The sequence below is a fragment of the Micromonospora sp. DT43 genome (genome assembly GCF_049841645.1).
GTDB lineage: Bacteria > Actinomycetota > Actinomycetes > Mycobacteriales > Micromonosporaceae > Micromonospora.
Map to the genome: position 1 here is coordinate 42465 of NZ_JBNCKR010000009.1, position 13591 is coordinate 56055.

Below are 13591 nucleotides of genomic sequence, written 5' to 3' on the forward strand. Positions count from 1 at the left end.
CGGTGCAACTGTGAAGATCCTGCACACCTCCGACTGGCACGTGGGCAAGGTGCTCAAGGGGCAGTCCCGGGCCGAGGAGCACAAGGCCGTGCTGGCCGGGGTGATCGACATCGCCCGTGCCGAGCAGCCGGATCTGGTGATCGTCGCCGGTGACCTCTACGACACGGCCGCGCCGACCTCGGAGGCGACCAGGCTGGTCACCCGGGCGCTTACCGCGCTGCGTCGCACCGGCGCGGACGTGGTCGCGATCGGCGGCAACCACGACAACGGCCCGGCGCTTGACGCGCTGCGGCCGTGGGCCGAGGCCGCCGGCATCACGCTGCGCGGCGGCGTCCGGGAAAATCCGGCCGAGCACGTGATCGACGGCACCACTGCCGGCGGGGAACGGTGGCAGCTGGCCGCGCTGCCGTTCCTGTCCCAGCGGTACGCGATCCGCGCGCTGGAGATGTACGAGCTGACCGCCGCGGAGGCCAACCAGACGTACGCCGATCACCTGGGCCGGGTGCTGGGCCGCCTCACCGAGGGCTTCGCCGAGCCGGACCGGGTGCACCTGGTCACCGCGCACCTGACGGTGACCGGCGCGGCGGCCGGCGGCGGCGAGCGGGACGCGCACACGGTGCTCGGCTACGCGGTGCCGGCCACGGTCTTCCCGGCGAACGCGCACTACGTGGCGCTGGGCCACCTGCACCGGGCGCAGCAGGTCGCCGGCCCGTGCCCGGTGCGCTACAGCGGCAGCCCGCTCGCCGTCGACTTCGGCGAACAGGAGAACGTGCCCTCGGTGACGGTGGTGGAGGTGACCGCCAGCACGGCCGCCCGGGTGCGGGAGGTGCCGGTGACCGCCGCGAGCGCGCTGCGGACGGTGCGCGGCACTCTGGCCCAGCTCGCCGAGATCGAGGCGCCGGACGCCTGGCTGCGGGTGTTCGTCCGGGAGCAGCCCCGCGCCGGCCTGCGCGAGGAGATCCAGGAGCTGCTCCCCCGGGCGCTGGAGATCCGGATCGACCCGGAACTGCTCGCCGCGCCGGGCAGCGGCGCGCGCATCGCGCAGCGGTCGGGGCGTTCGCCTCGCGAGCTGTTCGCCGACTACCTGGACAGCCGGGGCCACGCCGACGAGGGCGTGCGGGAACTCTTCGACGAGCTCTTCGAGGAGGTCGAGCACTGATGCGGCCCATGCGGTTGGACATGGCCGGCTTCACGGTCTTCCGGGACGAGACGACTGTCGACTTCACCGACGCCGATTTCTTCGCGCTCATCGGCCCCACCGGCTCGGGCAAGTCCACAGTGCTGGACGCCATCTGCTTCGCCCTCTACGGCACGGTGCCCCGCTGGGGTGGCGCCCGAGGGCTGGCCAACGCGCTGGCGCCGTCGGCGACCGAGGCCCGGGTCCGGCTGGTCTTCGAGTCCGGCGGCGCCCGGTACGTGGCGACCCGGGTGGTGCGCCGCGACGGCCGGGGCAACGTGAAGACAGCGAACGCCGGGTTGCAGGTGATGCCGGCCGGCTTCGACGTGACCAAGCTCGACACCGGGTTGAGCCCGGACGACCTCGGCGAGGTGATCGCCGGCACGCCCGCCGAGATGGAGCAGGCGGTGCTGGAGGCGGTCGGCCTGCCGTACGAGCAGTTCACCAGCTGCGTGGTGTTGCCGCAGGGGCAGTTCGCCGACTTTCTGCACGCCAAGCCGGCGACCCGGCAGCAGATCCTGGTCAATCTGCTCGGTCTCGGTGTCTACGAGGACGTGCAGAAGCGGGCGACGGCGCGCGCCACGCAGGCGGAGGCCCGGCTGGACGCGGTCGACCAGGTGCTCGCCGGTCTGACCGGGGTGGACGACGAGGCGCTGGCCGAGGCCGACGCCCGGGTGGGCCGGATGGTCGAGCTGGCCGCCGCCGTGACCGGGGCCGTGCCGGAGCTGGCGGCAGCCCGGACGCGCGCACGGGAGGCGGCGGCGGCGCTGACCGCCCTCGACGACGAGCTGAGCGTGCTGTCCGGGGTGCGTGCCCCGCGCGGGGTGGCCGAGGTGGCCCGCGCGGTCACGGCGGCGCGGGCCGAGGCCGACGCCGCGGCCACGACGGTGTCGCTGGCCGAGGAGCGGGAGGAGAAGCTGCGCGGTGAACTGGCCGGCGCCGGTGACGAGAGCGCGCTGCGGTTGCTGCTGCGGGCGTACGACGATCGGGATCGGTTGACAGGCGAGGCCGAAACGGTCCGCGCGGCCGTGCGCGCGGCGGACGAGGAGCACGCCACGGCGGTGGCGGCGCTGGCGGCGGCCCGGACGGACGCCGAGCGGGCCGACGCCGAGTTGGAGGCGGCCTTCCGGGCGCACGAGGAGGCGAAGGCCACCGACCTGGCAGTCAGCCTGCGGGTGCACCTGCATGCCGGCGCGGCCTGCCCGGTGTGCGAGCAGCCGGTGGCCGAGGTGCCGGCGGTTCCGGCGGATTCGGCGGTGGCCGCCGCGACGGCGGCTGGCAAGGCGGCGCGGGCCGCCACCAAGGCGGCGCAGGCGGCGGTGCAGCAGCGCGACGCCGCGGCGCGTGACCTGGAGCGGCTCTTGGTGCAGGCGCACGCCCGGCAGGAGCAGGTGGACGCCCGCCTGGGCGAGCTGGCCGGGCAGCTCGCGGGCGCGGCCGAGCCGGCGGTGCTGCGCCGGGAGTTGGCCGAGCACGCCCGGCTGCGACGTGCCCTGGAGGAGGCGGCGACCGCCGTGCGGGCCGGCCGGGACAGCGCCCGCCAGGCCCGCGCGGGTGTGGACGCGGCCGAGGAGCGGTTGCGGGCGGCGTGGCGGGGTTTCGACACCGCCCGCGACGGGCTGGCGCGGTTCGGTCCGCCGGCGGCCGACCGGGACGACGTGGCGGCCTCGTGGACGGCGCTCACCGACTGGGCGACGGCCGAGGCCCAGCGCCGCCGCGCCGACCGGGAGGGCCGGGCCACAGTGGTTGCCGAGGCGGAGGCGGCGGCCGAGGAGGTGCGGCGGCGGATCGCCGACATCTTCGCCGCCGCGGACGTGCCGGTCGGCGACGACCCGGTACACGCGGCGACGGTGGCCGTGGAGCGGGCCGAGGCGGACCTCCGCCGGCTCGCCGAGCGCCGCGAGCAGGCCGGTACGTTGCGCGAGCAGCGGGCCGGGCACGAGCGCGAGGCGCAGGTGGCGCGGGCCCTCGCGGGGCACCTGCGGGCCAACAACTTCGAGCGGTGGCTGCTGGCGGAGGCGTTGGATCTGCTTGTCGACGGCGCGTCGGGCATCCTGCGGGAGCTGTCCTCGGGGCAGTACGAGCTGGTGCACGACAAGGGCGAGTTCTTCGTGGTCGACCACCACGACGCCGGGCTGCGCAGGGGTGTACGCACCCTCTCCGGTGGTGAGACGTTCCAGGCGTCGCTGGCCTTGGCGCTGGCGCTCTCCGAGCAGCTGGCCGGCATGTCGACGACCGCGGCGAGTCTGGAGTCGATAGTCCTGGACGAGGGTTTCGGCACGCTGGACGCGGCGACACTGGACACGGTTGCCGCGACCCTGGAGAACCTGGCCGCCCGGGGTGACCGGATGGTAGGCGTGGTCACCCACGTCTCGGCGCTGGCCGAGCGGATTCCGGTCCGCTTCGAGGTGCGCAAGGATGCCCGCTCGGCGCGCGTGGAACGGACGGGCCGGTGAGCGTGCCGGGCGACGCCGCGTTCTTCGTCGACTCGTGGGATCCGGCGTACGGGGCGTCGTTCGAGGCGTCCGCGTCGGGGCCGGCGGCGCCGAGCAGCGCGCAGGTCGACGCCGACGTGGAGCTGCCGGCCGTCGACTGGCGGGCGATCGGGGTACGCGCGGACGTGCGGGCCCCGGACGTCGTGTTGCTCGTCGACGGGGTTCGCCGGATCGACGCGAGCATCTGGACGGCCGAACCGGACGGCGTGTCGTTTCCCGGTGTGGCGGCGTCGTACGCGGCCGGGGTGGTCCGCTGCGACCTCGGTCGGGGTGCGGCCCAGTTGGCGGGTACGCGGGTGGGCCGGGGTCTGTTCACGGCGAGCCCGTCGGCGCAGGACGTGGTGGCGGGTTCGATCCGCTACCCGGTGCACCGGGTGGGCGGCACCGGCGAGTTGGCGAAGCTGCCGGCGGCCGTGCAGGGCCCGTTGACCGCGCTGGAGGTGGCGGTGTCCGACGCCGCCCGGGTGGACGGTGACCTGTTGGTGGTGGACGGCCCGTTGCGCAGTCGCCGTCAGTTGCCGCGCACGCTCGGCTACATCAAGACGCAGCACAGCCAGTATCTGGACGCCCGGCTGACGGCGGTGGTGACCGGCCTGGCGTCCGGTGAGCGGTCACCTGTGTTCCGGCTCGGTACGGCCTGGGGCGGGTGGTCGTGGTATTTGCGGCTGCCGGTGGCGGTGGGCGCGCCGTGGGCGGGGATCGTCCGGGTGGAGTGTTCCGCCGACCTGCCCGTCGAGGCGGCGATCGATCTGGCCGACCTGTCGCTGGTCACGCTGCCCCGGTTCGCGTCGACTCCGTACAAGGATCCGCGGGCGCCGCAGAACCTCATCCCGATCGCCGGGCTGGAGCGCCGCCTGCGGGCGCTGCTCGGCGATTCCCGTCTGCTGCACCGCGCGTTGAGCACCGCGGCGCGCGTCGGTCGCTGAGCGGGGACCTGTCGCGATGGGACGCAAACGATCCGATGACCGGCTGGTCGAGCAGGTGGACACCGGGCGGGCCGAGCTGGTGCCGTCGCCGGACCGGGCCGGTTCGTGGACGCTGCTGCTGGACGGGGCGCCGCAGTCGCACGTCGACCTGACCGACCCCACACATCTGGAGTTCGAGTACGTCCGACGGCTGGCCGCCGCACTGGACCTGGTCGCGCCGTCCGGCGAGCCGCTGCGGGTGCTGCATCTCGGCGGTGGCGCGCTGACCCTGCCCCGCTACGTTTCGGCCACCCGGCCCGGGTCCACCCAGCGAGTGTCCGAGGTGGACGGTGCTCTGGTGGAGTTGGTGCGCCGCGCGTTGCCGTGGCCGGTGGACGCCCGACTGCGGGTGCGCGTCCAGGACGCGCGGGCCGTGCTGGCCTCGACCCGGGACGCCAGTTACGACGTGGTGGTCGCCGACGTCTTCGCCGGCGCCCGCACCCCGGCGCACCTCACGTCGGTGGAGTACGCGGCCGAGGTGGCCAGGGTGCTCCGCCCGGCGGGCTGGTTGTTGGCGAACCTGGCCGACGGACCGCCGCTGCGGTACGCCCGCAGCCAGGTCGCCACGGTCCGCTCGGTGCTGCCCCAGGCGTGCCTGGTCGGCGACGCGGCGGTGCTGCGCGGCCGCCGGTACGGCAATCTGGTGCTGGTCGCCGGGCGGACGACGCCTCCGGTGCCCGCGTTGACCAGGCGGGCCGCCGGGGACTGGTTCCCCGGCCGAGTGGTGGCCGGCGACGAGCTGGACCGCTTCGTCGGTGGCGCGGCCGTGGTGCGCGACGCGGACGCCACCGGCTCGGATCCGCCGCCGCCGGGGCTGTTCTCCGTCCGCCGCTGACCGGTCCGTCGGAGTCCGCCGGCCGGCCTGGGCGCGCCCGCCGACCCGCTGGCGAACTTTTTTCGCCGTTTGTTGATCCGCTCGGGGCGCCGCTGCGTACCACCGGGCGGCCCGCCTTGTGGCGGCGATGGTGACGGACATCCCGGAGGTCTGCATGCATGCGGTGGCGGCCGGTTGGCATGGCGACTCGGTTCGCGCAGACTGGTTGTCCGCGCGGTCGTCGTCGCGGCCGACCTCGACTGCCCGGGGGGTCGACGCCCGAGCCACGTCTCGCCAAAATGGTCCGGTGACGCCCCGACCGGCGCCCGGGCGCCATCAGGCGACGACAACCGAGGCGAACCACTCCGACCAGTTGATCCGGCTGCTCTACGCCGAGCACGCCGGTCCGTTGCTGATGTTCGTCATGCGGCTCACCGGGGGGGACCGGCAGCGCGCGGAGGACATCGTGCAGGAGACGCTGCTGCGGGCCTGGCGCAACGCGCACCGCCTCGGCGCGCAGGGGCAGGGTTCGCTGCGGCCGTGGCTGGTCACGGTGGCTCGTCGGATCGCCATCGACGAGCACCGCAGCCAGGAGGCCCGGCCGCCGGAGACGTACGACCGGGACCTGACCGCGTTCGCCGAGGCGGACAGCACCGACCGGGTGCTGCGCACGATGACGGTGGCCGACGCGCTGCGTACGCTGAGTCAGTCGCACCGGGAGATCCTGATCGCGACGTACTTCCGGGGGCGGACGGTGCCGGAGGCCGCCGAGGAGTTGGGGCTTCCGCTGGGCACCGCCAAGTCGCGGGTCTACTACGCGCTGCGCGCGCTGCGCACGGCTCTGCAGGAGCGGGGGGTGACAGAATGAGCCGGCCAGAGCACATGGACGTCGCCGCGTACGCGCTCGGCGTGCTCGACGAGCAGGACACCGAGCGGTTCGAGGAGCACCTCGCCGCGTGCTGGGCGTGCGCGGCGGAGCTGGAGACGATGGTGCCGGTGGTCGGGCTGCTCTCCGGCATCGACGGCGAGACGATGATGGCGCTGGAGCAGACCGCCACCGATCCGGCGCTGCTGGACCGGACGTTGGTCGCGGTCCGGGCCGACCGGCGGCGCACCCGGTTTCGTCAGATGCTCGCGACCGCCGCGGCGGTGGTGGTCTTCGGCGGTCTGACGGGTTACGGCTTCGTGAGTGTGGCAGGTGACGAGACGCCGGGGATTCTCGCGGATCCGACGACGAGCGCGGCTGCCAACGACCCGCCGACGAGTGCGCCTACCGCGCCACCGAGCGGGCCGGGCGTCGGCGGCACCGAGGAGGAGGGCGACCAGGTCGACGCCACCGATCCGACGACCGGCGTGCAGACGACAATGTTCCTGGTCGAGCGGGAGTACGGCACCCGCATCAATTTCAGTCTGCGGAAATTGCCCGGCCCACGAATCTGCCGACTGGTGGTGGTACGCAAGAACGCCGCCACTGAGGTTATTTCGACGTGGTCGGTTCCCGACGGCGGGTACGGCACGAGCAGTCGCCCGCAGGGTCTTGAGCTGAGTGCGTCGACGTCGGCGTTGGCGAACGACATCAAGCAGTTGCAGGTGCAGTCGGTCGACGGCAACGGTGTGGCCAGTCCGCTGGTCACGGTGCCTATGTAGGGTCGCGTACCATCCTCGGCGCCGGTCATTTTCCAATGGCCGGCGCCGATCTTTCTGTGTCGTCGGAGGTCCCGCGCGGAGCCGTACGGATGGCCGCGATGTTCGGTTCAATCCGGTCGAGTGAAATTGACCACTGTTACTGCTTCAACCTTGACAGCCTGCCCGCCGTACCTATGGGTGAACTGCCAAGAATGAGGAGGGCACGTGGCACAGATGAAGCGGACCGTCATCGTCGCGAGCGCGATGGTCGCACTAACGGCCTGCGCTCCCGCGGGTTACGACGGGGCGAACTCGAGCGCGGCCGAGCCGGTCGCCGTCGCCGCGGCCGAGCCCACCGCGTCGGCGGAACCCGAGGCGTCGGCATCCGCGGAGGCGCCGGTCGCCGACGCGCCGCCGCCCGCGGACGTCGACCTGACCGAGCAGTTGATCGGCAAGAAGATCGCCCGGATGGGCAACGTCGTGACCGACCAGGACGGCTGGGTCCTGTACCGCTTCGACAAGGACACCGCCGACCCGCCCGCGTCGAACTGTGTCGACAAGTGCGCGCAGGTGTGGCCGCCGGCGTTGACCGACGGCAACCCGCAGCTCACCGGCCTCTCCGACGACAAGGTCGGCAGCGTCACCCGACAGGACGGCACCCGCCAGCTCACCATCGGCGGCTGGCCGGTGTACCGCTACATCGGCGACAAGAAGCCCGGCCAGTGGAAGGGCCAGGCGGTCGGCGGCACCTGGTTCGTGGTCGACCAGAACGGCAAGAAGAACCTCACCTGCCTGCCCACCTCCACGCCGAAGGCCGTCGCCCCGCCGGCGGACAGCGGGACGAGTGATTCCGGCGGTTCGGGCTACTCGTACTGATCCCGACAACGTCAGGGCACGGTGGCCGGTCGCAGCCCGGGGAGGGCGCGGCCGGTCACCGTCGGGTCCGGGGGCTGCGGTGACCGTGGTCGCGCCCCGACCTGGCAGAGTGGCGGGGTGACCGACACCGAGCCCGCCGCGACCCGGTTCCTGCACCCGCCGGTCGGGTACCGGCTGGCCGCGTCGGTCCGCGCCCTGACCTTCAGCCCGTACGACCCGTGTGCGCGCATCGCGGCCGGCACCTTCTGGTGGGCGACCCGCACCCCGGACGGGCCGGCCACCCTCGCTCTGCGGCCGGCCGGCGGTGAGCTGCTCGCCGAGGGGTACGGGCCGGGCGCCGCACACGTGGTGGCCCGCGCCGACGCGATCGCCGGGCTGCACGACGACCTGACCGGCTTCGCCGACCTGGCGGCGGCGCACCCGCTCGTCGCCCGGCTGGCCCGGGAGCACCGCGGGCTGCGGATGCCCACCACCGGGCAGGTCTTCCCCCGGCTGCTGCGGGCGGTCTTCGAGCAGAAGGTCACCGGCAAGGAGGCGTACCGGGCGTACGCGGCGACCGTGCGGCACTTCCGGGAGCCGGCGCCCGGCCCGCTGCAACCGCTGCTGCTGCCACCCGAGGCCGCCGCGGTGGCCGCCACCCCGTACTGGGTGTTCCACCCGTTCGGCGTGGAGCAGCGCCGGGCCGACACGCTGCGCCGCGCCGCCGCGCTCGCCGACCGGCTGGAGCGCTGCGTGGACGCCACCGAGGCCACCCGCCGGTTGACAGCCATCGCGGGCATCGGCCCGTGGACCGCCGCCGAGGTGGTCCGCATCGCCTACGGCGACCCGGACGCGGTGAGCGTCGGCGACTACCACATCCCGAACACGGTGGCCTGGGCGCTCGCCGGCGAACCGAGGGGTGACGACGCTCGGATGCTGGCCCTGCTGGAGCCGTTCCGGGGGCATCGGGGTCGGGTCTGTCTGCTGCTGGAGGCGGCCGGCATCCAGGCGCCGAAGTACGGCCCACGCGCACCGATCCGCTCGTTCGCCCGGTTCTGAGGACCCGGGGTGGCCGTGGTGTGCTGAAGCGATGAGCGTCGAGCCCCGCATCAGCCCGGCCGGTGTCGCGGACGCCGGTGAGATCCTCACCGTGCAGCGCGCCGCGTACCTGACCGAGGCACAGCACTACGCCGACCCGTTCCTACCGCCGCTGACCGAGACGCTGGACGAGGTCCGGGCGGTGCTGAGCGGCCCGACCACAGTCCTCACCGCCCGGCTGGGACACCGGCTGGTCGGCTCGGTGCGGGCCCGCCTGGACGGGCTCACCGCGCACATCGGACGCTTGTCGGTCGCCCCCGACCAGCAGGGGCGCGGCATCGGCGCCCGGCTGCTCGCCGCGATCGAGGCGGCCTGCCCGGCCGAGGTGGCCCTGTTCACCCTCTTCACCGGCGCGGACAGCACCCGCAATCTCCGGCTCTACCAGCGGCGCGGTTACCGGGTCGTGGCGCACCGACCGGACCCGAACGGCGTTCCGCTCGCCGTGCTCGAGAAGCCGGCCGTCAGCTCCGCTCGGCTCGGGCCCTGAGCCCGTCGGCCTCCAGGCCCAGGTAGCGGCGCAACAGGCCGCCGTACAGCCGGCCGATCAGCCCGGCGAGCGGTCCGGACTGGTCGATGGCCAGCTCGACCCGGGTACGCCCGTCGGGCAGCGGCAGCAACCGGTGCTCGCCGCGGGTGTGCACCCCGGGAGTGTCGGAGACCCAGGTGAACTCCCGTCCCTCGGTCAGCTCGGTGACCCGCCACACCGCGGGCCGCAGTTTCGGCTGGGTGAGGCGGGCCGTCGCGCCGACCGCGAGGGGCCCCGACTCGCCCCGCTCGGCCCGACGCACCGAGGCCGTCCATTCCGGCCACCGTGGCACGTCGACGAGCACCGCCCAGACCCGCTCGACATCGGCGGCGATCTCCGTACCCGTTTCGAATCGCATCGCGTCCCCTCCCCGGCGGCGCCGGCCGGCGCCCATGCCCTGCCGACGACGCTGCCCGGTGAATGGTGACGGCGGCATCCACCGGCCGGTCCGATCGTCGAGCCGGCCGCGGGTCCGCCGGCCGCGCGGGATCAGGCGGCCTCGCGCAGGTCGGCGAGGCTCAATGGGGTACGCCGACGCAGCAGCTCCTCCAGCTCCGCCACCGAACCGACCTCGCCGAGCACGTTGCGACCACCGCCGAACCGCTGCGGGTATCGGCGGGTCAGCCGGTAGCGGTAGCGGCCCCGGATCAGCTCGACGCTCACCCGCCACCGCCCGCAGCAGTCACAGACCCACTCGGACACCCCGCGAAACTAGCTCTGACCTGCGGTTATCCGATTCGCCCACCGGGGACGAGCGGCGCGCGGTCGGACACGCCCCCGCCGCGCCCACGGTGATCTGCCTCACGACTGTCGGCCCCGTCTGATTGACTGGTCGCCGTGGACCTGCCGATCAACCCGCCCGTCGAGCCGATGCTGGCCAAGAGCGTCGCGAAGCTGCCCACCACCGCCGGGGTGACCTACGAGCCCAAGTGGGACGGGTTCCGGTGCATCGTGTTCCGCGACGGCGACGAGGTCGAGCTGTCCAGCCGGGGCGGCAAGTCGATGACCCGATACTTCCCCGAGGTGGTCGAGCAGGCCCGCCGTCAACTGCCCGAGCGGTGCGCCGTGGACGGCGAGCTGATCGTGATCAGGCGGGACGGGCCGTCCGGTCAACCCCGGCTGGATTTCGAGCTGCTGGCCCAGCGCATCCATCCGGCGGCGTCGCGGGTGAAGCTGCTCGCCGAGACGACGCCCGCCGACTTCGTCGCCTTCGACCTGTTGGCGATCGGTGACGAGGCGTTGCTCGACCAGCCGTACCCGCGCCGCCGGGAGCGGTTGGTCCAGGCGCTGGCCGGAGTGCGACCCCCGGTGCACGTCACCCAGGTGACGACCGACCCGGACACCGCACGCCGCTGGTTCGACGTCTTCGAGGGCGCGGGGCTGGACGGGCTGATCGTCAAGCCGGCCGACCTGCCGTACGAGCCGGGCAAGCGGTTGATGTTCAAGGTCAAGCACTCGCGCACGGCCGACGCGGTGGTGGCCGGCTTCCGCTGGCACAAGTCCGGTCCGGTGGTGGGTTCGCTGCTGCTCGGCCTCTACGACGACGCGGGCGTCCTGCACCACGTCGGGGTGAGCGCGTCGTTCAGCATGGCCCGCCGCGCCGAGCTGCTCGACGAGCTCGCGCCCTACCGGGACACCGGCGGCGAGCATCCGTGGGTGCACGGCGACCACGAGCGTGGCCAGCGCATTCCGGGTGGGGTGAGCCGGTGGACCGGCACCAAGAACCTGGAGTGGGAGCCGCTGCGCCCGGAGCTGGTGGTCGAGGTGGGTTACGACGCGATGGAGGGTGAACGGTTCCGGCACACCGCCCAGTTCGTCAGGTGGCGGCCGGACCGTGATCCCCGCTCCTGCCGCTACGACCAGCTCGATCGTCCGATCCGCTTCGATGTGGACCAGGTGCTGCGCGGCGATCCGGCGATCACCCTTGATCGGGCCGCCACCGGTCCGGCGTAGCCTGGCCGTCGACCCGACACCGGAGGATCACGTGAGCCGCACCGCCGACCAGCCTCGGATGGCGACAAGTCGCCGGGTCCGTCGCAGCCTCGTCGTCTTCGCCGTGGTGGCGCTGCTCACCGCCGGCTGCACGCTGCCGGCGTTCGCGCCGCGCACCGATGTGGAGGGTACGGCGGCGCCGGCCGGCTCCTCGGCGACCTGGCGGCCCTGCCCGGAGGCGGCCGAGGACCTGGTCGGTCGGGGCGCGCCCGACATGCGCTACGAGTGTGCCCGGATCGCTGTTCCCCGCGACTGGGGCACCGGCGGCGGGGCGACCGCCGGGCCGGGCGCCGGACAGACCTTCGAGATCGCCCTGCTGCGGGCACGGTCCACCAAGCAGCGGGACCGGATCGGCTCCCTGGTCGTCAACCCCGGCGGTCCGGGTGGCTCCGGTGTGGACACCGCCGTCTACCTCTCCTTCGGCCCCCAGTTCGGCGGCCTTCCCGCCTCGGTCACCGAACGCTTCGACATCGTCGGCTTCGACCCGCGCGGAGTCTCCCGGTCCAGTCCGGTGAAGTGCATCTCCGACGCCGACCTGGACACCAGCTTCGGCTACGACCCGGATCCGGCGAGCCAGGCGGCGTTCGACGGCTTCGTCGGGCTGAGCCAGCGCATCGGGCGCGGCTGCGGGGACCGCTACGGCGACCAGTTGCCGCTGTACGGCAGCGAGCAGGCCGCTCGGGACATGGACGCGGTCCGCGCGGCGGTCGGCGACGACAAGCTCACCTACCTGGGTTACTCCTACGGCACGTTGCTCGGCGCCATCTACGCCCAGCTCTACCCGCAGCGGGTCCGCGCGCTGGTGCTCGACGGCGCCGTCGATCCGCAGCAGCGGCTGGTCGCCGGCTCGGAGAGCCAGGCCCGCGGGTTCGAGCGGGCCTTCGACAACTTCACCCGCTGGTGCGCCGCCAACGCCGCGCGCTGCCCGATCGCCCCGGACGCCCGCGCCGCCGTGACCTCGGCCATCGACAAGGCCAAGGTCTCTCCGGTCCGCGGCGACGACGGGCGGGAGGCCACGGCGGGCTGGGTCTTCTACGCGGTCATCTCCTCGCTCTACACCGAGGCCGGCTGGCAGGAGCTGGCCCGCGCCATCGACCAGTTGGCCGAGGGCGACCCGAAGGACGTGTTCCGCCTCGCCGACTCCTACGCCGGCCGGGAGGGCGACGGGCACTACTCGAACCTGTTCGACGCCAACCTCGCCGTCAACTGTGCCGACGAGACCGAGAAGCCGAGCCGGGAGCAGATCCGCCAGTTGCAGTCGCAGTGGCGCACGAAGTATCCGCTGTTCGGTCCGGCGCTCGCGGTCGGCATGTTGAGCTGCGTCGAGTGGCCGGGTGGTCGGGATGCGTACCCGACCGGCCGGGCCGACGGCGCGCCGCCGATCGTGGTGGTCGGCACGACAGGCGACCCGGCCACGCCGTACGAGCAGACCGGCCGCCTCGCCTCCATGTTGGGGGTGGGCCGGGTGCTCACCTGGGAGGGCGAGGGGCACACCGCGTACCCGCAGACCTCCTGCATCACCGAGACCGTCGACGCGTACCTGCTCGAGCTGACCGTTCCCCGCGAGGGCCTGCGCTGTCCGGCCCGCTGACCGGTCGGGTCGGCGGCAGTGGGGGCAGCTCGATTCCCTGCCTGGTGGCCATCTCCTCCAGCAACGTCCGCATCCGGCGCACGTCGGCCTTGAGCTGTTCCTGCTCCTCGTGCACGAAGGCGTCGTCGTCGACGATGAGCCGGCTCGCGAAGTGTGCGGTGATCAGCGGGATGACCAGCAACACCATGGTCGAGATGAGCAGCGCGGCAAGCGTCCGACCCGCCCAGGTGGTCGGCGAGATGTCGCCGTACCCGACGGTGGAGGCGGTCACCACCGCCCACCAGACGGCGTCGGCGGGGCTGCGGTGCTCGACCTCGCCGTAGATGACCCCCGCTACCACGATCATCAGCAGGTACGACGTGATCAGGGTGCGGGGCGAGTTCGCGAACCACACCAGCGCCCGGTAGATCCAGCGGAACGGCAGCAGCACTAGCTCCATGCCGCCCCATGCT

Annotated in this window: 14 protein-coding genes; 11 read left to right on the forward strand and 3 right to left on the reverse strand. The window is 73.5% G+C overall.

Annotated features, from left to right (window positions below; translation table 11 throughout):
* Positions 1–10 precede the first annotated feature (10 nt).
* The 9 genes from ACLQ26_RS21210 (at position 11) to ACLQ26_RS21250 (ending at position 9517) form a co-directional block, all read left to right on the forward strand.
* Positions 11–1159 (forward strand): exonuclease SbcCD subunit D, encoded by a 1149-nt coding sequence (locus ACLQ26_RS21210; protein ID WP_425746083.1) that lies wholly within the window; start codon positions 11–13, stop codon positions 1157–1159.
* Positions 1159–3633: an AAA family ATPase gene (locus ACLQ26_RS21215; protein ID WP_425746084.1), complete on the forward strand. Its 2475-nt coding sequence runs from the start codon at positions 1159–1161 to the stop codon at positions 3631–3633. The genes ACLQ26_RS21210 and ACLQ26_RS21215 overlap by 1 nt, the downstream gene beginning before the upstream one ends.
* Positions 3630–4598: a hypothetical protein gene (locus ACLQ26_RS21220; protein WP_425746085.1), complete on the forward strand. Its 969-nt coding sequence runs from the start codon at positions 3630–3632 to the stop codon at positions 4596–4598. The genes ACLQ26_RS21215 and ACLQ26_RS21220 overlap by 4 nt, the downstream gene beginning before the upstream one ends.
* A 16-nt stretch (positions 4599–4614) precedes the next feature.
* Positions 4615–5472, forward strand: a complete 858-nt coding sequence (locus tag ACLQ26_RS21225; RefSeq protein ID WP_425746086.1) for a spermidine synthase — start codon at positions 4615–4617, stop codon at positions 5470–5472.
* A 154-nt stretch (positions 5473–5626) separates the two neighbouring features.
* A complete protein-coding gene (locus ACLQ26_RS21230; RefSeq protein ID WP_425746087.1) occupies positions 5627–6319 on the forward strand; it encodes a sigma-70 family RNA polymerase sigma factor in 693 nt (230 codons plus the stop codon).
* Positions 6316–7098 carry an anti-sigma factor family protein gene (locus ACLQ26_RS21235; protein WP_425746088.1) on the forward strand — a complete coding sequence of 261 codons (783 nt, stop codon included), beginning with the start codon at positions 6316–6318 and terminating at the stop codon, positions 7096–7098. The genes ACLQ26_RS21230 and ACLQ26_RS21235 overlap by 4 nt, the downstream gene beginning before the upstream one ends.
* 204 nt (positions 7099–7302) lie before the next feature.
* Complete coding sequence (locus ACLQ26_RS21240; protein ID WP_007457034.1) at positions 7303–7953, forward strand: COG4315 family predicted lipoprotein; 651 nt, start codon at positions 7303–7305, stop codon at positions 7951–7953.
* Positions 7954–8070: 117 nt separating this feature from the next.
* Positions 8071–8991: a DNA-3-methyladenine glycosylase family protein gene (locus ACLQ26_RS21245; protein WP_425746089.1), complete on the forward strand. Its 921-nt coding sequence runs from the start codon at positions 8071–8073 to the stop codon at positions 8989–8991.
* Positions 8992–9022: 31 nt separating this feature from the next.
* Positions 9023–9517 carry a GNAT family N-acetyltransferase gene (locus ACLQ26_RS21250; protein ID WP_425746090.1) on the forward strand — a complete coding sequence of 165 codons (495 nt, stop codon included), beginning with the start codon at positions 9023–9025 and terminating at the stop codon, positions 9515–9517.
* Here the strand turns inward: ACLQ26_RS21250 and ACLQ26_RS21255 are convergent.
* The gene (locus tag ACLQ26_RS21255) at positions 9492–9914 is read right to left on the reverse strand and encodes an SRPBCC family protein (RefSeq protein ID WP_425746091.1); all 423 of its coding nucleotides are present in this window, start codon (positions 9912–9914) and stop codon (positions 9492–9494) included. The two genes, ACLQ26_RS21250 and ACLQ26_RS21255, sit on opposite strands and share 26 nt — an antisense overlap.
* 131 nt (positions 9915–10045) lie before the next feature.
* Positions 10046–10258 carry a hypothetical protein gene (locus ACLQ26_RS21260; protein WP_039905709.1) on the reverse strand — a complete coding sequence of 71 codons (213 nt, stop codon included), beginning with the start codon at positions 10256–10258 and terminating at the stop codon, positions 10046–10048.
* A gap of 135 nt (positions 10259–10393) precedes the next feature.
* On the opposite strand from ACLQ26_RS21260, the gene ACLQ26_RS21265 reads away from it, so the two are divergent.
* Positions 10394–11509, forward strand: a complete 1116-nt coding sequence (locus ACLQ26_RS21265) for an ATP-dependent DNA ligase (protein ID WP_425746092.1) — start codon at positions 10394–10396, stop codon at positions 11507–11509.
* Positions 11510–11567: 58 nt separating this feature from the next.
* Entirely contained in the window at positions 11568–13139 is a 1572-nt protein-coding gene (locus ACLQ26_RS21270; RefSeq protein ID WP_425746252.1) for an alpha/beta hydrolase, read from the forward strand.
* Here the strand turns inward: ACLQ26_RS21270 and ACLQ26_RS21275 are convergent.
* Complete coding sequence (locus tag ACLQ26_RS21275; protein ID WP_425746093.1) at positions 13066–13578, reverse strand: potassium channel family protein; 513 nt, start codon at positions 13576–13578, stop codon at positions 13066–13068. The genes ACLQ26_RS21270 and ACLQ26_RS21275 overlap by 74 nt on opposite strands.
* Between the last annotated feature and the right edge of the window lie 13 nt (positions 13579–13591).